Annotated in this window: 18 protein-coding genes and 3 pseudogenes; 12 read left to right on the forward strand and 9 right to left on the reverse strand. The window is 56.0% G+C overall.

Features of this window, described 5'->3' with window-relative positions:
- The 3 genes from FQ182_RS28675 to FQ182_RS28685 all read left to right on the forward strand — a co-directional run.
- The coding region (locus FQ182_RS28675) for an RHS repeat-associated core domain-containing protein (protein WP_178114552.1) at positions 1-2,606 on the forward strand (2,606 nt) is incomplete at its 5' end.
- Positions 2,603-3,004, forward strand: coding sequence for an Imm50 family immunity protein (locus FQ182_RS28680; RefSeq protein WP_149415073.1), 402 nt, complete (start codon positions 2,603-2,605; stop codon positions 3,002-3,004). The genes FQ182_RS28675 and FQ182_RS28680, both read left to right, overlap by 4 nt.
- Before the next feature lie 281 nt (positions 3,005-3,285).
- Positions 3,286-3,852, forward strand: coding sequence for a hypothetical protein (locus tag FQ182_RS28685; protein WP_149415072.1), 567 nt, complete (start codon positions 3,286-3,288; stop codon positions 3,850-3,852).
- A 97-nt stretch (positions 3,853-3,949) separates the two neighbouring features.
- Here FQ182_RS28685 and FQ182_RS28690 read toward each other — a convergent pair.
- A pseudogene (locus FQ182_RS28690) lies at positions 3,950-4,096 on the reverse strand (flavodoxin family protein); the annotation flags it as partial.
- 360 nt (positions 4,097-4,456) lie between these two features.
- On the opposite strand from FQ182_RS28690, the gene FQ182_RS28700 reads away from it, so the two are divergent.
- A complete protein-coding gene (locus FQ182_RS28700) occupies positions 4,457-4,759 on the forward strand; it encodes a contact-dependent growth inhibition system immunity protein (RefSeq protein WP_149415071.1) in 303 nt (100 codons plus the stop codon).
- Positions 4,760-5,100: 341 nt separating this feature from the next.
- Here FQ182_RS28700 and FQ182_RS28705 read toward each other — a convergent pair.
- Positions 5,101-5,458, reverse strand: a pseudogene (locus FQ182_RS28705) (transposase); the annotation flags it as partial.
- A gap of 14 nt (positions 5,459-5,472) precedes the next feature.
- Positions 5,473-6,063, reverse strand: coding sequence for an NAD(P)H-dependent oxidoreductase (locus tag FQ182_RS28710; RefSeq protein ID WP_149415070.1), 591 nt, complete (start codon positions 6,061-6,063; stop codon positions 5,473-5,475).
- Positions 6,064-6,154: 91 nt separating this feature from the next.
- On the opposite strand from FQ182_RS28710, the gene FQ182_RS28715 reads away from it, so the two are divergent.
- On the forward strand, positions 6,155-6,772 hold the full coding sequence (locus FQ182_RS28715) for a TetR/AcrR family transcriptional regulator (RefSeq protein WP_149415069.1): 618 nt from the start codon (positions 6,155-6,157) through the stop codon (positions 6,770-6,772).
- Positions 6,773-6,784: 12 nt separating this feature from the next.
- Here FQ182_RS28715 and FQ182_RS28720 read toward each other — a convergent pair whose 3' ends face one another.
- A complete protein-coding gene (locus tag FQ182_RS28720; RefSeq protein WP_149415068.1) occupies positions 6,785-7,471 on the reverse strand; it encodes a GNAT family N-acetyltransferase in 687 nt (228 codons plus the stop codon).
- An 83-nt stretch (positions 7,472-7,554) separates the two neighbouring features.
- Positions 7,555-8,445, reverse strand: coding sequence for a LysR family transcriptional regulator (locus FQ182_RS28725; RefSeq protein WP_149415067.1), 891 nt, complete (start codon positions 8,443-8,445; stop codon positions 7,555-7,557).
- 127 nt (positions 8,446-8,572) lie between these two features.
- Here FQ182_RS28725 and FQ182_RS28730 point away from each other — a divergent pair, with 127 nt between their 5' ends.
- The 5 genes from FQ182_RS28730 to FQ182_RS28750 all read left to right on the forward strand — a co-directional run bounded on the left by FQ182_RS28730 (position 8,573) and on the right by FQ182_RS28750 (position 14,273).
- Positions 8,573-9,802 (forward strand): MFS transporter, encoded by a 1,230-nt coding sequence (locus tag FQ182_RS28730; RefSeq protein ID WP_149415066.1) that lies wholly within the window; start codon positions 8,573-8,575, stop codon positions 9,800-9,802.
- Positions 9,803-9,859: 57 nt separating this feature from the next.
- On the forward strand, positions 9,860-10,570 hold the full coding sequence (locus tag FQ182_RS28735) for a FadR/GntR family transcriptional regulator (RefSeq protein ID WP_149415065.1): 711 nt from the start codon (positions 9,860-9,862) through the stop codon (positions 10,568-10,570).
- 116 nt (positions 10,571-10,686) lie between these two features.
- Complete coding sequence (gene lhgO / locus FQ182_RS28740) at positions 10,687-11,880, forward strand: L-2-hydroxyglutarate oxidase (protein WP_149415064.1); 1,194 nt, start codon at positions 10,687-10,689, stop codon at positions 11,878-11,880.
- Positions 11,881-12,014: 134 nt separating this feature from the next.
- Entirely contained in the window at positions 12,015-13,343 is a 1,329-nt protein-coding gene (locus tag FQ182_RS28745) for an MFS transporter (protein ID WP_149415063.1), read from the forward strand.
- Positions 13,344-13,421: 78 nt separating this feature from the next.
- On the forward strand, positions 13,422-14,273 hold the full coding sequence (locus FQ182_RS28750) for a CAP domain-containing protein (RefSeq protein ID WP_149415062.1): 852 nt from the start codon (positions 13,422-13,424) through the stop codon (positions 14,271-14,273).
- Positions 14,274-14,347: 74 nt separating this feature from the next.
- Here FQ182_RS28750 and FQ182_RS28755 read toward each other — a convergent pair whose 3' ends face one another.
- The 3 genes and pseudogenes from FQ182_RS28755 to FQ182_RS28765 all read right to left on the reverse strand — a co-directional run bounded on the left by FQ182_RS28755 (position 14,348) and on the right by FQ182_RS28765 (position 18,170).
- Positions 14,348-15,475, reverse strand: a complete 1,128-nt coding sequence (locus FQ182_RS28755; protein ID WP_149415061.1) for a GGDEF domain-containing protein — start codon at positions 15,473-15,475, stop codon at positions 14,348-14,350.
- Between the two features lie 150 nt (positions 15,476-15,625).
- Positions 15,626-17,041, reverse strand: a pseudogene (locus FQ182_RS28760) (amino acid permease).
- 94 nt (positions 17,042-17,135) lie between these two features.
- Entirely contained in the window at positions 17,136-18,170 is a 1,035-nt protein-coding gene (locus tag FQ182_RS28765; protein WP_149415060.1) for a histone deacetylase family protein, read from the reverse strand.
- A gap of 123 nt (positions 18,171-18,293) precedes the next feature.
- Between FQ182_RS28765 and FQ182_RS28770 the strand changes: the two genes are divergently transcribed.
- Positions 18,294-18,791, forward strand: a complete 498-nt coding sequence (locus FQ182_RS28770) for an Lrp/AsnC family transcriptional regulator (RefSeq protein ID WP_149415059.1) — start codon at positions 18,294-18,296, stop codon at positions 18,789-18,791.
- A gap of 632 nt (positions 18,792-19,423) precedes the next feature.
- The gene (locus FQ182_RS28780) at positions 19,424-21,136 is read left to right on the forward strand and encodes a penicillin-binding protein 2 (protein ID WP_149494066.1); all 1,713 of its coding nucleotides are present in this window, start codon (positions 19,424-19,426) and stop codon (positions 21,134-21,136) included.
- A gap of 441 nt (positions 21,137-21,577) precedes the next feature.
- On the opposite strand, the gene FQ182_RS30090 is transcribed toward FQ182_RS28780, so the two are convergent.
- Positions 21,578-21,778: hypothetical protein (locus tag FQ182_RS30090; RefSeq protein WP_218575111.1), on the reverse strand; the 201-nt coding region annotated here is incomplete at its 5' end.

Genomic DNA, 21,778 nt, shown 5'->3' on the forward strand with positions numbered 1-21,778 from the left:
GGCTGGTGCAGCGGATTGATCCGGACGGCGCGGAGCACTTCAAATCCTACGACGATAAGGGCCGGCTGACGGTCGAGCAGGACCCGCTCGGGGCGGTGACGGCGTATCAGTACGACGAAGCTGGTCGACTGATTGCGCTGTTTCCGGGGGACGATGAGCCGACGTCCTACGAGCATCACAACGGTTTCGTGCGGGTTGTGCGCCGTGGTGAAGCCGTCTGGAAATACCAGCGCAATGATCAAGGCGATATCACCCGCAAGACTGATCCCGATGGTTTTGTTACCGACTACAGCTACAACAAACACGGCCAACTGACGGAGGTTTGGTATCCGGACCACAGCTGTCAGCGCCTGAGCTGGAATGACTTCGGTCAACGGGTAGAGGAAAAACTACCCAACGGTGGTGTGCGGCGCTATCGCTATGACGATCTTGGCCGGCAAGTGGCGCGTGAGGATGAATACGGAGCACTGACCCAGTATCAATGGGACAGCGTTGGACGGCTGACTCAGGTGGTATTGCCGGGCGGTGCCACCCGCGCCTACAGCTACAACCCCTACGGAAAAATCACCGCCGAACACGACGAGTTGGGGCGTGTTACGCGCTACGAGTATGCCGACGGTCTGCACCTGATCAGTCGTCGAATCAACCCTGACGGCACGCTTCTCAAGTACCGCTACGACAACACCCGGCTGCTGCTGACCGAAATCGAAAACGAGATTGGCGAAACCTATCAGCTCGCCTACCACGCCAACGGGTTGATCCAGCAGGAGACCGGCTTTGATGGCCGGCGCACCGGGTATACCTACGACCTTAACGGCCATCTGCTGGAGAAGACCGAGTACGGCGATGATGACAGTCAGCTGGTTACCCGATATGAGCGCGATAGTGCCGGCAGACTCGTCAGAAAAACCCTGCCCGACCGCAGCATTGTCGATTACACCTACGACCGCCTCGGCAATCTGCTCAGCGTCGACGACGGCCACTGGCCGCTCAATTACGAATACGACATTCAGAACCGCCTCACGGCCGAGCACCAAGGCTGGGGCACCTTGCGCTATGGCTACGACCACTGCGGCCAGCTCAAAAGCCTGCGCCTGCCGGACAACAATCGTCTCGTTTTCCAGCACGACAAAGGCGGCCACCTCGCCACCATCGAACTCAACGGCAAAACGCTCACCTCGCACCTGTTCAAATCAGGCCGCGAACACCAGCGCCAGCAAGGCCAACTCCTCAGCCACTACCACTACGACGACCAAGGCCGCCTACACACCCACGCCCTGACTCAACAAGAACAACGCCACTACCGCCGCCAATACGACTACGACAAGCGCGGCAACCTGACCCGCATCCTCGACACCCGCAAAGGCCAGCACGACTACCACTACGACCCCCTGGACCGCCTAACCCGCGCCAACCACTCACAAGACCTGCAAGAACGCTTCGCCCACGACCCGGCCGGCAACCTGCTGATGCAAGACCGCATGGGCCCCGGCGTGATCAAAGGCAACCGCCTGCTGATGCAAGGCGATCGCCACTACGACTACGACGCCTTCGGCAACCTCCTGCGCGAACGCCGAGGTCGCGCCCAGCAACTGGTCACCGAATACCGCTACGACTGCCAACACCGTCTGATCACTGTCACCCAACCCGACGGCACCCACGCCAGCTACCGCTACGACCCGTTTGGTCGGCGCATAGCCAAAACCCTCAACGGCCAAACCACCGAATTCTTCTGGCAAGGCGACACGTTGATCGCCGAACACAGCGCCGATCATCACCGCAGCTACGTTTACGAACCCGACAGCTTCCGCCCGTTAGCCCTGCTTGAAGGCTTTGGCCCAGAAGCCACTAAACCCTTCCACTACCAACTCGACCACCTTGGCACGCCCCAGGAACTGACGAATCCCAACGGCGAAATCGTCTGGTCCGCCCACTACCGCGCCTACGGCCAAATCGCGAAGCTTGACGTTAACACCGTCAACAACCCGCTGCGCTTTCAGGGCCAGTACTTCGATCAAGAAAGCGGGCTGCACTACAACCGCCATCGCTACTACAATCCCGACAACGGCCGCTACCTGACGCCCGACCCGGTGAAACTGGCGGGTGGGCTGAACGGATATCAATATGTGCCTAACCCTACGGGGTGGGTTGATCCGTTGGGGTTGAGTGCCAACTGCCCTGGAAACGAAAAAAGCAAACTCCACTGCAACAAATCTTCAGAACCGGAGGCACCGGAGGCTTCTCGCAGCGGTGCATTTAGGCAGGCTAAGTCAGACGCAAAAATACCGACAAAACAGCATCCAAACCCTGTATTTGATGCAGAAACCGGACAAATAAAACAATTCAAGTACATCAGAATGAAAGACTTGCAAAACAACGAAATTTTAGACACTAAAGGAAAACCGATTCTTACCAGAGAGTATGAGTACACTCGTGAGGACGGCTCAAAAATTGTTATTCAAGAGCATAGCGCAGGACACAAATTTGGTGCGTCTGGAGGTGTTGGCGACCAAGGTGCACACTTCAACCTGCGCCCTATCAGCAACACACGAAATGGAAAGCTTGATGGCGTAAAGAATCACTACAACTTCGAGGTGAAAAGATGAAATTTTGGAATGACTTCGATAGAAGTATTTTTTTCAACAAAGTATTCGCCAGCCCTATAGCCATCGGCGAAATAACACTTTTTTCAATCGAAATCGACAATAATCGCTCACATATACATGTAGCATTTGACATATCTGAGCTTCCTGATGCACCTCCTAAAAAGTGGATAAAAGAAGGATTTAACACTTGCAGAATAGGTTTGAGCTGCGGTGGACTCAGCGATGTTCTAATCAAAAATATACCTACAAGTGAAACAATGAAAATCTCTGTACAAAAGCATGACGGCTATTTCTTGGTGCATGCTGAGTCCCCAAACTCATCATTTGAGTTTAAAACTAGACACCCCTCACTTTCCGGCCCATCTGTCTACACAAACGCCCCCAGATCAGCAGACTAATAGTTCCGCAGACAAAATTTATCGAACCTTATTGGGACGATCCAACTAACTAAAAATGAAAAACTTCCTGCTTCAGACGGAACAATCTAAAAAATAACGTGTAACCGAAACGCATCGTTAATGGAGTTTACGGTCTGGCAAGAACAATATTGGCGCCGCTGGTTCTGAAACATCTGAAATGTACGAGCTGATAAAGGGGGCGAATTTATTAACGTAAAATTTCAAAAAATCAAATAGATCCGCCCCATTTACTTTCGCACACTTACTTCAAGAGATAGCAAATGAAAACAGTATTTATATATGAGGACGGCATCTATCCTTGGGATCAGGGTTGCCCTAGTGACGACAAGGATTACATAACACTTACCTTACTTAATCACACGCTCATAGAAGTGTGGCCATCTTGGTGCAAGCTTGAGTTGTTACTCATGAAAACCTGGCCTATAGTAGTGAGTTGGGGCACTTTTGGAATAAAGCCATACAGCAAAACTCAGGAGTATCTGGCTTTAAAGAGCTTTTCAAAAAAAGCTGGCCCCGGAGACACCTTGAAGAAAAATGAAGCCACCTCCATATACTCCTACATAAAGTACATAAATACGCCCGCTACAAAAGTAGATCCATCAACGCTGGGCAGCACTCGCGGCTCAGTGCGACTGATGAAAACACCAAACAGTGAGACTACCGATCTCTGGCAAAAGCTAAGTGCTCTTGATTACATATCAACCACGGACGACTTCAGGCTGATACTGTCCGACAATGCAACTTTGTCTATTCGATTTTTCAATGGGGAGACTTACGGAGCCATCCAGTTAATATGTCACTCCAAGCATAAAAAAACATCCTATTAAAAATCAATGAAACAGAAGCAAAAGAAATAACTAAAAGCAGTATTTACGATTACATGCATAGCCTTTGATAAAGGGAGGCGACATAGCAACCAGGACCCACCACCCTCGCCCCACAATAATCAAAAATTCCATGGTCAATTTGAGTGCGCATGGCCTCGGCATAACCATGGCGCTCATAAGTGCCGCCATCGGCGCCGCCCACGCCAATCAACTGCACTTGCAGGTGTCCGAGCTTTTTCACCAGCTTGGCGTCGAGGCTGAAATAGCTGATAAAGGGGACTATTTTATTAACGTGAAATTTCAAAAAACCAAATAGATCCGCCTCCTTTACTTTCATTTCCCCAAGGCATTTACCTTCCCTGATCGTGCGACAGCCGAGTCGGCAATATCAAAAGTGATAGCAGACAACGAAACCAAAATAAATGCCTTTATTAAACGAAAGAGCCCAAAAACCGTCATCACTCAAAAGTCTTCACAACCTGTTGTGATCTAGTTTAACACGAGGTACGAAGACAACCGTTCCAGGGCGTGAAGTTTACCTAATCCTAGGTAGAGATAAGAGCATGCCAGATGGCTATAGAATTCAGACAGGCTACCCGAACCCATGAATAAAGATTATTCGCAACTACAACAACTTCTCGCTGGTTACTTCGATGAGGACTGGATTGATGACCACGACAATGCGGATGATGTGATCTTCAGTTTTATATCCGAATGTTCAACAGACACCTTTAAAAACGCACACCATGAGCTAAAAGCGCTTTTACTAACCAATAAAACAGAGCAAGAATTACAGTATCTTTTATTCACGGAAATTGGCTGCGGCTACTATTACCCTCACGAGTGGAAAAGCGGAAAATTATGGCTGGAGCATGTTGATGCACTTTTAAGGCAAAGGACTGAATAAGTATATTTTTTAGCCCGCTCGTAGCGAATCGCGGGGAGACCTTGTCCAAGCAAAATTAGTCGATGCAATCAAAAAAAACGAAATCCAAGAAATAACCCAAGAGGGCGTCTACAACTATATCCACAGTTAAGCAAACGGATAAAGGGGGACGGACATATTTACTCATGAAGCAAGCTTTATATATGGCGAAAACACCCAGGAAAACTCTGAAAAAGACTTCCCAATCTGGTGAAATACCCGCCTCACACCAATTGAACGGTTGAGCCCCGATGAAACAGATGTCCTTCGCCGATGCCGAGTACGCCGGCAAACGTAAGCAGACCCGTCGCAAGCGCTTCCTGATTGAGATGAAGGGATTTTACAGAACTGATGATTGATTCCGCTGTTTTGTTCCACCGAAAAGGCTGAGCCTGAAAGTTCATTGTGAGCCTCAATAAATTGACGGATAGCTGCTTTTAGTTCGGCCACGCTGGTGAAGACGCCACGATACAGCGCCCGTATTTCCAGTTGAGCGAACCAGCCTTCTACTGCGTTCATCCACAAGGCACTGGTTGGTGTGAAGTGCAGTTTGAAACGCGGGTGTTTTTCTAGCCATTGCTTGATGGCCGCCGTTTTGTGAGTCGAGCTGTTGTCCAGAATGACGTGCAGATCAAGCTCTGCCGGGGTAGCACGGTCGATCTGCCGCCAAAAGGCCAAAAACAGTGTGCCGGCTATTACCTGGAAAACATAACCCCGTCACGCCCCATCGCCCGAACTGCTGCCAGATGAACCTGAGGCTCAGCCGTCTCCGACTCCAGCAACAACTGCGAACCCACCACCCTCGCCCCACAATAATCAAAAATTCCATGGTCAATTTGCGTGCGCATGGCCTCGGCATAACCATGGCGCTCATAAGTGCCGCCATCGGCGCCGCCCACGCCAATCAACTGCACGTGCAGGTGTCCGAGCTTTTTCACCAGCTTGGCGTCGAGGCTGAAATCGAAGGCCCAGCCGTTGGCAAAGACTCGGTCAATCCAGCCCTTGAGCAACGCTGGCATGGACCACCAGTAGACCGGGAACACTAGTACCAGCGCATCGGCGCGGTCGATCCGTGCTTGTTCGGCGAGAACATCGGCGGGTGGCGTTGCCTGGGTGCGGTGGACGGCGTGATCGGCCAGGGTGAAACGTGGGTCGAAGCCTTCGGCGGCCAGGTCGGCGATGTCGAACGTATCGCCGGACAGGGCCAGGCCTTCGGCCAATTGTGTGGCGAGGCTATGGGTGAGGGACTGAGGATCGTGGTGAGCAACAACGATAAGCGCGTGCATGGCGAAGACTCCGGGGCAATTTGCGAGCAGAAGGCGAACCGTATAGGCTGGACATAAGTTACCTTTGGTAAGGTATTTTTGGTATATAAGCATGTCAAGCACCGAAACGAACACCCCACAGCCACGCCGTCGCCTGGCGCGGGAGGATCGCCTGCGCCAGTTGCTGGATGTTGCCTGGCAGTTGGTTCGTGAAGAAGGCACTGAAGCACTGACCCTTGGTCGACTGGCAGAAATGGCGGGCGTGACCAAACCGGTGGTGTATGACCACTTCACTACGCGGGCCGGCCTGTTGGCGGCGCTGTATGAGGATTTCGACGGACGCCAGAACCAGTTGATGGCCTGTGCCCTGGAGGCCAGCGAACCGACCCTTGATGAGCGCGCGTGGGTGATCGCTTCGTCCTATGTCGACTGCGTGCTGTTCCAGGGCCGGGAGATACCGGGCGTGATCGCAGCACTGAGCAGTTCGCCGGAGCTGGAAACCCTCAAGCGCGAGTACGAGATGATTTTCATGGAGAAGTGCCGCGCCGCCCTCGCCCCTTTTGCAGTGTCAGGTGCCATTTCCCAGGCGAGTCTGCGGGCAATGCTCGGCGCGGCCGAGGCGTTGTCCCATGCGGCTGCCAGCGGTGAAGTCAGCCCGCTGGAGGCGCAGGAAGAACTGTTTGCCAACATCAAGGCGATGGTCAATCGCGGTGCACGCCTGGAGAAGTAAGGGGGCGTTTTTTCAGTCCTCGCCCAAACGCCCGCGCACAAAACCCTGGGCCTTGTGCGTCATCTGGTCGAAGTGCCGGTCTCGCTGTTTTTCGGCGTCGACCATTGCCCGCTTGCCGTGTTTTTGCAGCAGATAGGTGTGAATCTGCCGCACTTCCAACGAACTGTAGATCGACGCCACATCCAACAGCCCCATCAAGCCATCGGTGCTGTAGTCGCGGGTGTTCATCAACACCTGAGTACCGCGTACGCCCCGGACCTGAAAGCCCATGGATTCAAACGCCGGTACCTTTTCCACGGCGCAGGTCAGTTCGGCATGAGGGTAGCGAGCGAGCATGTCCTGCATCATCGCTCGCGCCACGCCCTGGCGCCGATGACTGGCATGCACCGCCATATAGGCCACGCCGCACGCGTCGGGGTCGCCCTTGACCGGCAGGTACAGCAAAAAGCCGATGGCCTGTGCCGGGGCCTGCTCGTCCACGGCGACGATCAGTTCAACCGCAATCCCCTTCGAGCCTCCGACCGCTTCCAGGTACAGGTGCACTTCATAACCGATCGTATATTGGTAGACGTTGTAGAGCAGGTTGCTCGGCGCGATAGCAACCATACTGATGTCAGTCAGGTAGTCGACCACCATCTGCAAGATCTGGCTGTTGATGTGCTCGGGGCACGGGGTTTCATAGTGGGTAAGGCTGAACATTGAATTCCTGTTTCCTGGTGTGTCGCATCAAGGCTGGGCAGAGTGTACCTGTTGCAGCAACACCTCGACGCAGATGCGTTGTTTCACTGCGCACACACCTCGCGCAGGCAACCGCGCAACCAGCGGTGCGCCAAATCGGCATCCAGGCGTGGATGCCAGAGCATCGCGACACTGAACACCGGCAACTCGACCGGCAACGCAAAACTATACAGGCCATCCCGCAGGCCGCTGGTGTGTCGCTCAGGGACGCTGGCGATCAGGTCAGTGCTGCGCGCCAGAGCCAGTGCGGTAGAGAAACCGGAGACGATGGTGACGATGTCTCGCGTCAGTTCGAGAGACTCAAGAGCATCGTCAATCTGCCCCCTGTCGCGCCCGCGTCGGGACACGTAGATGTGCTTGCCTGCCGCATAGCGGGCCAGCGTGATCTTGCCCTGGCTCAGCGGATGATCACTGCGCACCACGCCGATAAAACGGTCGCGAAACAGCGCCTGGGTCAACACCTCGGGGCTGGCGTTACTGTCGACTACGCCGGTCTCCAGGTCGACGCTGCCGTCGCGCAAGGGCGTGCTGTCCTTGTCCGGCTTGTGCACGAAGCGCAACCGCACGCCGGGGGCTTGTTCGGCAACACGGGCGAGCAGTGCCGGGCCGAAACTTTCGACAAAGCCTTCGCTGGTGCGCAGGGTGAAGGTGCGCACCAAGTGTATAAGGTCCAGAGTCTGGGCCGGACGCAGCACCGCCTCGGCGTCCTGCACCAACTGGCTGACCTGTTCGCGCAGCTCAAGGGCACGCGGTGTCGGCACCAGGCCGCGACCGGCGCGCACCAGCAGCGGATCGCCGGTAGTCTCACGCAAGCGCGCCAGGGCTCGGCTCATCGCCGACGGGCTCAGGCGTAAACGCTGTGCGGCACGGGCGACGCTGCCTTCGGCAAGCAACACGTCCAGGGTAACCAGCAGATTGAAATCAGGGGTCGACACGGGGCAATCCTCACAAGGCGTCAGGCGCAAGCATAGAGTGCAACTGCTGCGTCTTCCGCCATGTTATGCGAGGGCGTAACTTTCTGACAGCTGTCCGTTTGGCAGTGGTCAGAACAAGGAACCGCCCATGACATCCCTAACCCCTCGCGGCGCCCTCGCCAGCCTGTCGCTGTCCATGCTGCTGGCGTCCCTGGGCACCAGCATCGCCAATGTCGGCCTGCCAAGCCTGGCCCAGGCTTTTGATGCGTCATTGCAGGCGGTGCAATGGGTCGTCCTGGCTTACCTGCTGGCAATTACTGCGGTGATTGTCAGTGTCGGCCGACTGGGTGATCGCCTAGGCCGCCGCCGTCTGTTGCTGGCGGGGCTGGCACTGTTCACCCTGGCCTGCGCACTGTGCGGTGCCGCGCCTTCTCTGGGACTGCTGATAGGCGCACGCGCTCTGCAAGGTCTCGGTGCGGCAACCATGATGGCAATGACGATGGCCCTGGTCGGCGAGACGGTACCCAAAGACCGGACCGGCCACGCCATGGGTTTACTGGGCACGATGTCTGCCATTGGCACCGCACTGGGGCCAGGTATTGGCGGCGTGTTGATCGCTGGATGGGGCTGGCAGGCGTTGTTCTTCTTCATGGTGCCGCTGGGCGTGCTGACGTTTGCCCTCACCCGCCGCTATCTGATGGTCGACTGTAATGAGCAGAATTCGACGCGAGCCGATTTCAATTTTTTCTCGGTGTTACGCGACGCGCCGCTAAGAGCCGGGCTTTGCATGAGTACGCTGGTCTCTGCCGTCATGATGACAACGCTGGTGGCCGGGCCGTTCTACCTGACCCATGGAGTAGGGCTTGACCCGGCCTCAATGGGCTTGGTGATGGTGGTCGGGCCATGCATTGTTGCGCTAGTGGGAATACCTGCGGGCCGTCTGACCGATCGTTTTGGTGGCCATCCCATGACCCTCGCAGGCCTGGCTGGCATGCTTGGCGGCTGCCTGTTGCTGGCGCTGACGCCGCTGAACCTGGGCGTTACCGGGTATATCGGCGCCCTCGCCATCCTCACCCTCGGCTACGCCCAGTTCCTGACGGCCAACAACACCAACGTGATGAGCAATGTGGCGACGGATCGGCGCGGCGTGATCGCAGGCCTGCTAAACCTGTCGCGCAATCTGGGACTGATCACTGGCGCCTGGGCGCTGGGCGCGGTCTTCGCCTTGGCCACGGGCGACATCACGGTAGCCACGCCTGAAACGGTTGGCAGCGGCCTGCGCATCACCTTCGCCGTGGCGCTGGGGTTGATCGGCGCGGCGTTGCTGATTGCCTTGAGCCATCGCTCGGCAGCCACCCAGCTTTCACGGGCGCCTTGACAAGAGAAAATCACCGCGGCTATTGTCTGACAACCTGACCACTAAGGTTTTGCTTCTATGCTTGAACTCCAGCGCCCTGATTCGCTCGTCGTGCGTGTCGTCAACGCCATTCGTACCGAGATCGATTCCGGACAGCTCGCGCCCGAGTCGCGCCTACCCACCGAGCAACAGTTGGCCGAACAGCTCAACGTTAGCCGCTCCGTGGTGCGCGAAGCCATTGCCCAGCTCAAGGCCGATGGCGTACTGACCGCCCGGCGCGGCCTGGGCTCATTCATTTCGCAAACGCCGACCGGAACTGTTTTCCGTTTCCCGGAAAAAGACGGGCGCCGGCCAGACTTGGCGCAAATGTTCGAAGTGCGCCTGTGGATCGAAACCCAGGCCGCCTCCATTGCCGCCCGCCGCCGTGACGCCACTGACCTCAAGCGCATGAAACAGGCCTTGCAGGAAATGCACGACAAGCGCGCCGACTTCGAAGCCGCCGCCCTCGCCGACGTGGAATTTCACCGGGCCATCGCCGAAGCCAGCAAGAACGACTACTTTGTCGCCTTCCATGACTTCCTCAGAAGCCAGTTGGCGAGCGCCCGTAAAACCGCCTGGGAAAACTCGGCATCGCGTTTTGCCAGCGGCTCGGCCGACGCCACCCAGGAACACCAGGCGCTCTACCAGGCCATCGCCGACGGTGACGCCCAGGGCGCAGCCGCGACCGCCGAAGCGCACTTGCGTGCCGCCGCCAAACGCCTACAACTTGAACTGCCTGCCACCGATTGATTGATTCACCCAACTATTTGAAGCGTGCCTCTAGTGCGCCGTTTTTTTAACAAAAATATTAGTCTGACAACCTGATAAGCAGACTGAAATGTATTGATTCTAGGTAGCCACACACCATGATTTATGACTTTTGCATCATTGGCGGCGGTATCGTCGGCCTCGCCACCGCGATGGAGCTGCTCAAGCGCCAGCCCGAGGCATCCTTGGTGATTCTGGAAAAGGAACCGGCGCTTGCCAAACACCAGACTGGTCACAACAGCGGCGTGATCCATGCCGGCATCTACTACGCGCCGGGCAGCCTCAAGGCGGACCTGTGCAAGCGCGGCGCCGAGGCGACCAAGCAGTTCTGCACCGAGCACGGCATTAAGTTCGAGGTGTGCGGCAAATTGCTGGTGGCCTCCACGGCGCTGGAAGTGGAGCGGATGGAGGCGCTTTACGCCCGCTCGCAACTCAATGGCATGAAGGTCGAGCGCCTAGACGCCGATCAACTGCGCCAGCGCGAACCCAATATTGTCGGGCTCGGCGGGCTGTTCCTCGACGCCACCGGCATCGTCGATTACCGCCAGGTCTGCGAAACCATGGCCGGAGTCATTCGCCGAAGTGGCGGTGAAATCCGCCTGGAAAAAACCGTCACCGCGATCCAGGAAGATACCGACAAGGTCACCGTCAGCACCCACGACGGCGCCTGGCAAGCCAGGCACCTGGTGGCCTGCGCGGGCCTGCAATCGGATCGCTTGGCGACCCTGGCCGGGATCGACATTGACCACCAGATCATCCCGTTTCGTGGTGAATACTTCCGTTTGCCTGCGGCGAAAAACAACATCGTCAATCACTTGATCTACCCGATCCCGGACCCGGAGTTGCCGTTCCTGGGCGTACACCTCACCCGGATGATCGATGGCAGCGTCACCGTCGGCCCCAATGCTGTGCTGGGCCTGGGTCGTGAGAACTACAAGAAGTTTTCCATCAACTGGCGAGACGTGGCCGAGTACGCCAGCTTCCCGGGCTTCTGGAAAACCATCTGGCAGAACCTGGGCTCCGGCAGCGTCGAGATGAAAAACTCACTGTTCAAGTCCGGCTACCTGGAGCAATGCCGCAAGTATTGCCCGTCCCTGGAGATTGACGATCTGCTGCCCTACGAAGCAGGCATTCGTGCCCAGGCAGTCATGCGCGACGGCACGCTGGTCCACGATTTCCTGTTCGCCCAGACGCCGCGCATGTTGCACGTGTGCAACGCACCTTCGCCCGCCGCGACCTCGGCCATTCCCATTGGCGAAATGATCGCCGACCGTATGTTCAAGTCCAGCTGAAACCCACCCGTTTTATCCGTCGGTTGACTTCGCCAAGAGGTGGACTGCCAACCCCCTATCGCCGAAAAACGGCCCCTGGGGCGTAGTAAGCGTCAATTTAACAATAAATATAATGACTCATAAGGAAGTACAGAATGACGGCACCAGCCCACAACACCGCCGCCGTGGAAACCCCGGCACAAACCAAAAAACGCCTGCGCAAGGTCGCTGCCGCCACCATCTTTGGCTCGATGCTGGAGTGGTATGACTTTTACCTCTACGCAACCATGGCGGCGATTGTCTTTTCGAAAATATTCTTTGATAACAGTGACCCGAAAGCCGCCACGCTGATGGCCTTCTCCACCTTTGCCATTGGTTTTATCGCCCGCCCCTTCGGCGGCGTTCTGTTTGGTTACCTGGGGGACAAGTTCGGCCGCAAACACGTATTGGTGATCACTTTCTGCATGATGGGTGTGTGCACCACACTGATCGGCCTGATCCCAAGCTACGCGTCCATCGGCATCTGGGCGCCGATTGTCCTGGTGTTTATCCGGATCATCCAAGGGCTGGGCGCCGGTGCCGAATTGTCCGGCGCGGCGGTCACGTCCTACGAGCACGCATCCGAAGGCAAGCGCGGCAGCCAAGGTGCCTGGCCGGCGCTGGGGCTGAACCTGGGCCTGCTGCTGTCCTCGCTGACCGTGTACCTGCTGACCATCAACGGCAACGAATTCCTTTTGGCTGGCGGCTGGCGTATCCCGTTCATCTGCAGCATTGCGCTGGTGGGTGTCGGCTTATGGGTGCGTAACAGCATCCCGGAAACCCCGGAATTCAAAGAGCTGAGCAAGGAAACCGCCAAGTCCAAGGTATCGCCGCTCAAGGCCCTGTTCAAGAACGACCTCAAGGGCCTGGCCGTGGTGTTTTTCGTGGCGGTTGGCTACAACGCCCTGAGCTATATCTTCAAAACCTTTTCCCTGGCCTACCTCACCCAGTTCAAGGGTATTGATGTGCATGTCACCTCGTTGTCGGTGACCATTGCCAGCCTGATCGCCATCGTCGCCGTGCCCTGCTTCGGCTGGCTGTGCGACAAGTGGAGCAGCAAGAAGGAGCTGATGCTCGGCGGTGTGTTGTCGCTGCTGTTTGCCTACCCGTTCCTGGCGCTGCTCAACACTGGTGAAAGCCTGATGATCTACATCGCCATTGGTGTGGGCACCGGTATTCTCGCGCCGATGATGTTTGCGCCCCAGGGGTCGTTCCTCAGCCGTCAGTTTCCTACCCAGACCCGTTCTTCAGGCTTCGGCACCGGACGCGAAATCGGTACTGCCATCGCCGGTGGCCTGGCGCCGCTTGGGGCGTTGTCGCTGGTGGCGTCGTCGGCTACCCATTCAACGGATGGCGTGGTGATCATCCTCGCAATCGCCTCGGTGCTGGTGGTGGTGTTTGCCCTGTGTGATCAGGGCCGCAAGCACTCGGCGTTCAAGAACTGACCAAAAAACTGACCAACGGGTGCATGGATGCCCCTTCATCGCGCATCATGGGCACTTTTAAGCTCAAGGATAACGTCCATGCGCGTGCTGTCATTGATGATGGGGTTTACGACGCTGGCCGCCAGTCTGGTGTTCTGTGCCCAGGCGTCGGCGAGCGAAGAAAGCCAATTAGTAGATTCGATCAACCAGTACCGCAGCCAGGTGCAACGTTGTGGCAACCAGGGTTCCCAGGAGTTGCCCCCCCTGGCCACCGATGCGCGCCTGGTGCTGCCGGTCAACAACGCCGGTGACCTGCAACAGGCGCTGGCGCGGGCGGCGTACCCGATGGTCAACGTCCAGGCCATCAGCCTGTCCGGCCCACGGGACGCCCAGTCCGCCATGAAGGCCGTGCGCGAAAGCTTCTGCCGGGTGGTGCTGGACCCGCAATTCGTCGACATCGGCGTGAGCAATAATGGCCAGGACTGGCGCATCGTGCTGGCCCGTCCGCTACTGACCCGCGGCCTGGGTAGCTCGCAGGCTGCCGGCCAGCAAGTACTTGAGATGATCAACGCCGCCCGCAATCAACCGCGCCAATGTGGCGGACAAGCCTTCGCAGCGACCAAACCACTGGCCTGGAACACCCAACTTGCCAGCGCCGCCGACAGTCACTCGCGCAACATGGCCAACAACAATTTCTTCGATCACCTTGACCGCGACGGTCGTACGCCGGGCGACCGAGCGGAACTGGCGGGCTATATCGGCCAGGCAATCAGCGAAAACATCGCCGCCGGCCTGGACACCCCACGCAAGGTGGTCGACGGCTGGCTCGCCAGCCCTGGCCATTGCGCCAACCTGATGAACCCGCAGTTGCGCGAATTGGGCGCTGCTTATGGACTTGACCCGAAAAGTGATGCGGGAATTTATTGGACGGGGTTGTTCGGGGTGCAGTAAATAGATGACGGAACGCGATGGACGGCCAGGCACGCGGGGGCTGGCCAAGGCTATGCGCAAGGATTGAGCGCACTCTACGACGCCACCGCCACCTGATTGCGCCCTTGGGCCTTGGCGCGATACAGCGCTTTGTCGGCGGTGTTCATCAGGCCGTGCAGATCGTCGTCCACTGATTGCGTCGAGGCGACACCGAGGCTGGCGGTCAGGCCAAGTACCGGTTCGGTAATCAAGCCCGCGATGGCGCGGATCAGTTGCTCGGCAATGTCCCGCGCCACCTCGACAGTGGTGTCCGGCAGCAGCACCGCGAACTCCTCGCCACCCAGGCGACCATAAACATCAGCCTGGCGAAACGACGCACTGATCACCCCGCCGATCTGGCGCAATACCTGATCGCCGGCCTGGTGGCCGTAGGTATCGTTGATAGCCTTGAAGTGATCCATATCCAGCATCAACACACACAACGGCTGTTGGTTGCGTTTGCACTGGTTGTACAACAGCTGGGCATGCTCGAAGAAAGCCCGGCGGTTCATCAGGCCGGTGAGTTCATCGGTCTGTGCGGCACGGGTGGAGATGTTGTGGGCCCGCTCCATTTCCCGGGTCAGGCGAAAGGCAGTCTCCAAGGCCTCGGACAATTTGCGCGTGGCGCCCACCACAAACGAAGAGAAAACCAGAACCGCCATGGCCATGCCCACTTGCATCGATGCCGGTTGAAACAGTAGCCACAGGGTGCAGGGCAACAACACCAGGCCGATAGACCCCAGCGTCATGTAACGGTATGCCGAGTAACACGACACCGCGCTGACCGACATGCCCACGGCAAACAGCATGACCAGCGCCTGGGACAGCCGATCGTCGGTGGGCATCACCGCAAACGCGCCGGCCCCCCAGATCCCAGCGGATAGCACCAGGGTGCTCCAGTAGCGGCGCTCCCAGCGCTGGGGCGTGCGTTCACTTTTAGGGCTGCGAAAATAGGCCATGAACATCGCGACACGCAGCAGCGTCGCCCCCGCCAGCAGCGCCAGCCAGCTGACCATGACGTTGTGCTCAAACCGGTCCCAGCACAACCAACAGAGCATGATCGCGGCCATATAACTGCCGAAAACGGCAAAAAATGATTGGCGAAACAACTGGTGCAGTCGATCAGTGCGCACCTGTTCCTCTATGGAAAAATCCTGGTCCTGCCCACGCCCAAGGCCATTCATTTGATCCGCCTGATCATAATGCTGCGACAAAATGGCATTGTGGCATCCTGCCAGCAGGCGGAACAGCAGAATCAAGCGGATCAGGACCGGGAAAGCGCTTGCTAAAGCGTGCGGATGAAGCTTTCGCGGGGACCGGACTGGAAAGTAGCGTCAACCCACTCGCCCGGCCACCGCGCTCGCCACAAACCGATTCCGCAAATGCGAGAGCTGGTAGGCGATGGCCAGCCAGATAAACCACGCGGGCATCACGCACAGCGCCAATCGTGTATCCGGCCGCAAGGCCAGCAAGCACAGCACAAATGCCAGGAACGCCAGGGAGAACCAGGCCATCGGTACCCCACCCGGCATTTTGTAGAGCGATTGTGCATGCAGGTCAGGTCTTTTTTTGCGGTAGGCAATGTAGGACGCCAGGATGGTCGACCAGGTAAAGATCACCAGGATCGCCGATACCGTCGAGACGATGGTAAAGGCGGTCATCACTTCCGGGACGATAAACAGCAGCAACACCCCCAGCAGCATCAGAAAGGTGGTGAAGGCCAGGCTGATAAACGGCACGCTGTTTTTCGACAGCCGGCGGAAGATCCCCGGCGCATTGCCCAGGTCCGCCAGGCCAAACAGCATGCGGCTGGCGGAGAACACCCCGCTGTTGGCGGACGATGCCGCCGAGGTCAGTACCACAAAGTTGACGATACCAGCCGCCGCCGGAAAGCCCGCTATCAGGAACAGTTCAACAAACGGACTCTTGCTCGGCGACACCTGCTGCCAGGACGTCACAGCAATGATGCAAGCCAGGGCCAGCACGTAAAACAGAATGATCCGCAGTGGTATGGAGTTGATCGCCTTGGGCAAGGTCTTTTCCGGGGAGCGGGTTTCGGCGGCCGCGGTGCCGATCAGTTCAGTGCCGGCGAAGGAGAAGACTGCCATCTGGAAACCGGCGAAGAAGCCAAACAGGCCATTGGGAAATACCGCCTGCTTATCCAGCAGGTTTGTCAGGGATGCGGTAACGCCGGTGGGCGATACAAAGGAGCTGGCGATCAGCGCCACACTCACACCGATCAAGGTGACGACGGCAATGATCTTGATGATCGCGAACCAGAACTCCACTTCGCCGAACAGTTTGACGGTCAGTACGTTCAAGGCGAACAACGTCAGCATCATGCCAATGGCGGGAATCCAGGCGGGTACATCGGGGAACCAGTACTAGAAAAACCCGCCCACCACCACCGCATCCCCCACCACTGCCACACTCCAACTCAACCAATAAGACCAGCCGAGAAAGAACGCCGCGCGCGGCCCGAGGTAAGCGCCGGCAAAGTCGGCGAAGCTTTTGAAGTTCAGGTTGGATAACAGCAACTCGCCCATGGCACGCATGACGAAGTACACGAACAGGCCGATGATCATGTAGATCAGGATGATCGAGGTGCCGGACAGGGCAATGATCTTGCCGGATCCCATGAACAGGCCGGTGCCGATCGCCCCGCCCATGGCCATGAGTTGAATATGACGATTGCTCAAGGTGCGCTGCAACGCAGGCTTTTCGATTAACCCAGGCGTAGTTGTTTTCATCACAAAACCTCTTGATCTTATGTTTTTGAGTTTTGGCAGAAAAATATCGGGCGATTTTTATTGTGGGTGGGGCTCGGACTCAGGGGGTCAACTTTCAGGCATGTTTGCTTTCATAGCCTCGCAGCACGTTGACTGCATTGATGCCAATCTCATCGACCATGTAGCCGCCCTCCATCACAAAGAGCGTGGGCACGCCTACGCTGGAGATGATTTCGCCCATGCCGGTGAAGTCATGACTTTCCAGGAGGAAATGGCTGATGGAGTCGTCCTTGAAGGTGTCGACGCCCAGGGAAATCACCAGCACTTCAGGCGCGAAGTTGCGCAGCTTTTGGCAGGCGTCGATCAAGGCTGTTTTGTAGGTTGGCCAGGTGGTGTTTTTTGGCAACGGGTAATTCAGGTTGAACCCCTCGCCCGCACCGGCACCGCGTTCGGTACTGAACCCGGAAAAATAGGGATAGGACACCGATGGCTCGCCATGCAGGGAGACAAACATCACGTCGCTGCGATCAAAGAAGATGTTTTGTGTGCCATTGCCATGGTGGAAATCCACGTCCAGCACCGCGACGCGTTTGGCTCCTTGGGTGATCGCCTGTTGCGCCGCGATGGCCGCGTTGTTCAAGTAGCAATAGCCGCCCATGTATTCCCGCGCGGCGTGGTGGCCGGGCGGACGGCACAGGGCGAAGGCACTGTTGTGACCCTCGTCGATCAAGGCCAGGCCGGTGAGCGCGATGTCAGCGCTGGTCTTGACCGCTTCCCAGGTGGTCGCGGTGATCGGCGAGCCGGCATCCATGGCGAAGAAGCCGAGCTTGCCGTCGATAAAGTCGGGGGCCTGATCGTTGGCCAGGTCGCGAACCGGCCAGACTAGCGGCAATGCGTCATGGCTGCGGCCGATGGCGGTCCATTGCGCCCAGGCTGTTTCCAGAAAGGACACGTAGCGCTCGCTGTGGGCGTTGACGTAGCACGAGCGGTCGAACGTGCGCGGGACGATGATATCGCCAAGCTCTACCTGCCTGACGCGATCACGAACGGTGTCCGCCCTGCTCGGCTGCTCGAAAGACGGCTTGAGCACGCCGTCCTTCAATTCGGTGCCATGGTGCAAACGATGGGAGTCGCTAAAAATAGTCAGCATGAGTACATATCCGCCTAATGAGATCCAGGCGTCTATTTTGTTCTGGCCGCAAGGGGCTTTCTTTGCTTTTACTTCTCGTGATGCTAGCGTAATCGGGAATATTTTCCCCAAAGACATTCAATAATGAAAAAAACAACCAAGCATGCCGCGCTTGACGATACCGACCTTGCGATCCTCGCCCTGCTGCAGGAAGACGCCAGTATCTCCAACGCCGAACTGAGCGAGCGCCTGTCCCTGAGCCTCACACCTTGCTGGCGACGGCGTAAACGTTTGGAAGAAGAAGGCGTGATCAAGGACTACCAGGCCAACCTGGACCGACGCAAGCTGGGCCTGGATATCATGGCCTTCGTGCATATCCGCTTTGCCACCCACACCGACCACACCCCTGAAGCCTTCGAAGCGGTGATCAAGCAACTGCCACAGGTGCAGTCGTGCCACAAGATCACTGGTGATGCCGACTATTTGTTGCAGGTGTTGGCTGAGGATCTGGACAGTTACAGTGAGTTTGTTGAAAGCGTGTTGCGGCGCCAGTTGGGGATTGCGTCGATTCAGTCGAGTTTGGCATTGCGGGAGGTGAAGACGACGAGCCGGATTGCTATTCCAGAGCGGATCAAGCAGTGAACGGCGATGCCCAACCAGCCTGTTCTAACGCGCGCCGATGATCACCGTGAAGTCATAAGTCCATATCCATCGCACATCCGTCCTGATCCCGCGTCAGGGCCAGGCAGCCTCCGTTAACGCCTCAACGCTCCTTAGCTCGCCGCGATGTCGATTTTCCTCATCCCCGTCATGGCATCGAACAACCGCCTGGTCGCCACTCGATCAGGATTGGGCTGCTCTTGTTACGCCTCTCAAGGTGTTGGCTGAGATTGATTAGTAAGGTAGGCGCTCAAACGACGGCAGGCTAAGTAAGTCATCTCGAACTTGAGTGCTCGCTTTGGGTCGATTGCAGCCCTTGGTGACCGGTAGCAATCGGCCAAAAACGGTCATTCAGCTTCGAAGACATCGATTTCTCTCACCGTCTTTTAACAGGGTATGAAAAACGCAGGGATCCGCGCCGTTACTGCGAACTGGTACGGCATTACGAAATAGCAAGGGACTAGACTCGCTTGAAACATCTGCATTTCACTCTTGATTCACCGTAATTGTTTTCCCGTAACTCATGAAAAACTGTTTCTTAATAATACCAAGCAAAATAGTAATAAGTTAGTTAGGCTGTTTTTTTCATAGTACGTATAAATCAGGAAAGCTGCATGAGTCTCCTAGCGCAAAATCCAAGATTTACGATAATTTTAGCTATTTTTTATTTCCTTTCAATGGTACTTGCGGCAAGGATTATTCACCTTACAATTTTTTCTCATGAGTTCTTGAATAACGAAGGCCGCAAACGTTCAACGCGACTGACTGAAACAGTTCCCGTCCGCGGCACTATATTTGATCGATTCAAACAGCCCTTGGCGGTCTCCACACCCGTCAGCACCTTGTGGGTGAATCCTAAACAGTTCACCCCAACTAAACAGCAGGCAGTAATATTGAACGAGCATCTTGATATTGATGCCTCGCTGATTAGCCATTTGACATTGAACTCCCAAGGCAAATCCTTCGCTTATTTAGCCAGAAGGGTTGATCCAGAGGTCGCAAGGAAGATAATAAAATTATCTATCCCAGGCATCTATGAGCGCCAGGAATACAAGCGATTTTATCCGCAGTCTTCGATGCTAGCTCAGACATTAGGCTTCACCAACATTGACCAAAAGGGCATTGAAGGCATTGAATTAATGTACAATCATAAACTTTCAGGCATGTCTGGCCTAGAAGAACTCACCTTGAATTTACGCAAGAGAGTCACTAGCGAAATCCTTGTGCACAAGCTCATCACCCCTGGAGAGGATCTATATTTAACAATTGACTCCACCCTTCAGCACTACGTTGAAAAAGCACTATTGAAAGGACTTAAGAACAATGCAGCACGGTCGGCAAGTGCAATTCTTATACACGCTAAAACAGGAGAGATATTAGCATTATCCACGATGCCCTCATTCAATCCAAATGCGCGTAAAAGCTTTAGCGCGGACGTCATTCGAAACCGAGTATTTACTGACGTATATGAACCGGGATCAGTGATAAAGCCATTCAGTATGGCCGCCGTTCTGACAGCTGGTATAGTTGACAAAAATGCCATCATTCAAATAGCGCCTGGCTTCGTAAAAATTAATGGATATACGATTCGAGATGTGGGTAGGGACAATCAGTTAGACCTGCCGGGCATCATCCGCCGCTCTTCAAATGTCGGCATGAGCAAGGTCGCGATTCCGACAGGTGGAGCAGTCATTTCGCGATTGCTGATTGAGCTGGGATTCGGAAACAACACCTCGGTCTACTTTCCAGGGGAAAGTGTTGGGACTGTTCCAACCAAGAGGGTATGGTCAGATATCGCCACCGCTAGCCTTTCATACGGATACAGTTTGTCGGTCAACTTGGCTCAACTAGCTCAGGCTTATACCGTCTTTGCAAATAATGGAAACCTGGTTCCATTATCGATAATCAAAGGTGAGGCACAGCCACCCCGCAATGTCATAAGCCCGGAGGTCGCCAACAGTATTCTGGACATGTTGGTGCATGCAGTCGATGGACCTGGAGCAGGCGGAAAGCGCGCAGCAATCAAAGGTTATGTAATTGCGGGTAAAAGCGGGACCTCACGCAAGGCATCCAGTGGCGGATATCAAAGCAATAAATATAGAGCCATATTCGTGGGTATCGCTCCGGCCAACGCGCCTGAGTTCATTATGGCTGTATTGGTGGATGAGCCCACCGCCAAGGGTTACTTCGGGGGAGCGATTGCAGCACCGATTTTCAAGGAGGTACTTGAAGATGTCCTTCGCATCAGAAATATACCGAGTGACCAAAATCAAACTCTGCCAGCCGCTCAAGGTTCAGTTGGCGCAGAACGTTCCGGCCCGGTCTAGAGTTATGGCGACTGAAGTGACCGTGATAACCACCCTGAAATGCAGACCGGCTTGCGGCGCTGACTGAATCGATTTCGGGCCGTTGGCAGACAAGGGGCCTATCCCAAATCGTTCCAACAATCAGCTTCTGATTACTGGCGCAGGATTAGGATCCTTCGGTTTCCAGCGGGAGGAAGCTCCCGCTGAACGCCAGCTCGACATTGACGGTGCCACGCCAGTTTCCCAGGCGATCGATCTGATAGATGAGCTGCTCGAAGCAACAACGGGTTACTTTTGGCCGTTTTCTGCCTGTCTCGACTGACTGAAATCGACCCATAGCTGCCAGTCATTTGTGTCTACACAATCAGGGCAATTCACTCCTTGGCAAAGGCAATGGGCACCTAATGACCATTTATACAAAGATCAGACACCCTCCTGGGTTTATACTCGGCGCCATCGAAATTAACCAAACTCAAATGAACTGAGATACCTCATGAGCCGTTCTCTCTCTATGACACCTGAACGCAAGCTGGTCGGTAAGCGATCCACCGTGCCCACATTCAAATCCGTCAGTTGAAGCCTGAAGCTGTGCTCCCGATCTCTTTCAGGAGCCTGCAACCATGATGCGTCCCGACGCCAAAGTTGAAAAAGTGTACCTCTACC

Source organism: Pseudomonas sp. ANT_H4, assembly GCF_008369295.1.
Taxonomy (GTDB): domain Bacteria; phylum Pseudomonadota; class Gammaproteobacteria; order Pseudomonadales; family Pseudomonadaceae; genus Aquipseudomonas.

Bases quoted from the DNA above. Each gene is read 5' to 3' on its own strand.
- FQ182_RS28680 (WP_149415073.1), top strand. From the start codon at position 2,603: ATGAAATTTTGGAATGACTTCGATAGAAGTATTTTTTTCAACAAAGTA.
- FQ182_RS28735 (WP_149415065.1), top strand. From the start codon at position 9,860: ATGCTTGAACTCCAGCGCCCTGATTCGCTCGTCGTGCGTGTCGTCAAC.
- FQ182_RS28780 (WP_149494066.1), top strand. From the start codon at position 19,424: ATGAGTCTCCTAGCGCAAAATCCAAGATTTACGATAATTTTAGCTATT.
- FQ182_RS28755 (WP_149415061.1), bottom strand. From the start codon at position 15,475: ATGAATGGCCTTGGGCGTGGGCAGGACCAGGATTTTTCCATAGAGGAA.
- lhgO (WP_149415064.1), top strand. From the start codon at position 10,687: ATGATTTATGACTTTTGCATCATTGGCGGCGGTATCGTCGGCCTCGCC.
- FQ182_RS28750 (WP_149415062.1), top strand. From the start codon at position 13,422: ATGCGCGTGCTGTCATTGATGATGGGGTTTACGACGCTGGCCGCCAGT.
- FQ182_RS28770 (WP_149415059.1), top strand. From the start codon at position 18,294: ATGAAAAAAACAACCAAGCATGCCGCGCTTGACGATACCGACCTTGCG.
- FQ182_RS28720 (WP_149415068.1), bottom strand. From the start codon at position 7,471: ATGTTCAGCCTTACCCACTATGAAACCCCGTGCCCCGAGCACATCAAC.
- FQ182_RS28745 (WP_149415063.1), top strand. From the start codon at position 12,015: ATGACGGCACCAGCCCACAACACCGCCGCCGTGGAAACCCCGGCACAA.
- FQ182_RS28685 (WP_149415072.1), top strand. From the start codon at position 3,286: ATGAAAACAGTATTTATATATGAGGACGGCATCTATCCTTGGGATCAG.
- FQ182_RS28710 (WP_149415070.1), bottom strand. From the start codon at position 6,063: ATGCACGCGCTTATCGTTGTTGCTCACCACGATCCTCAGTCCCTCACC.
- FQ182_RS28765 (WP_149415060.1), bottom strand. From the start codon at position 18,170: ATGCTGACTATTTTTAGCGACTCCCATCGTTTGCACCATGGCACCGAA.
- FQ182_RS28700 (WP_149415071.1), top strand. From the start codon at position 4,457: ATGAATAAAGATTATTCGCAACTACAACAACTTCTCGCTGGTTACTTC.
- FQ182_RS28715 (WP_149415069.1), top strand. From the start codon at position 6,155: ATGTCAAGCACCGAAACGAACACCCCACAGCCACGCCGTCGCCTGGCG.
- FQ182_RS28730 (WP_149415066.1), top strand. From the start codon at position 8,573: ATGACATCCCTAACCCCTCGCGGCGCCCTCGCCAGCCTGTCGCTGTCC.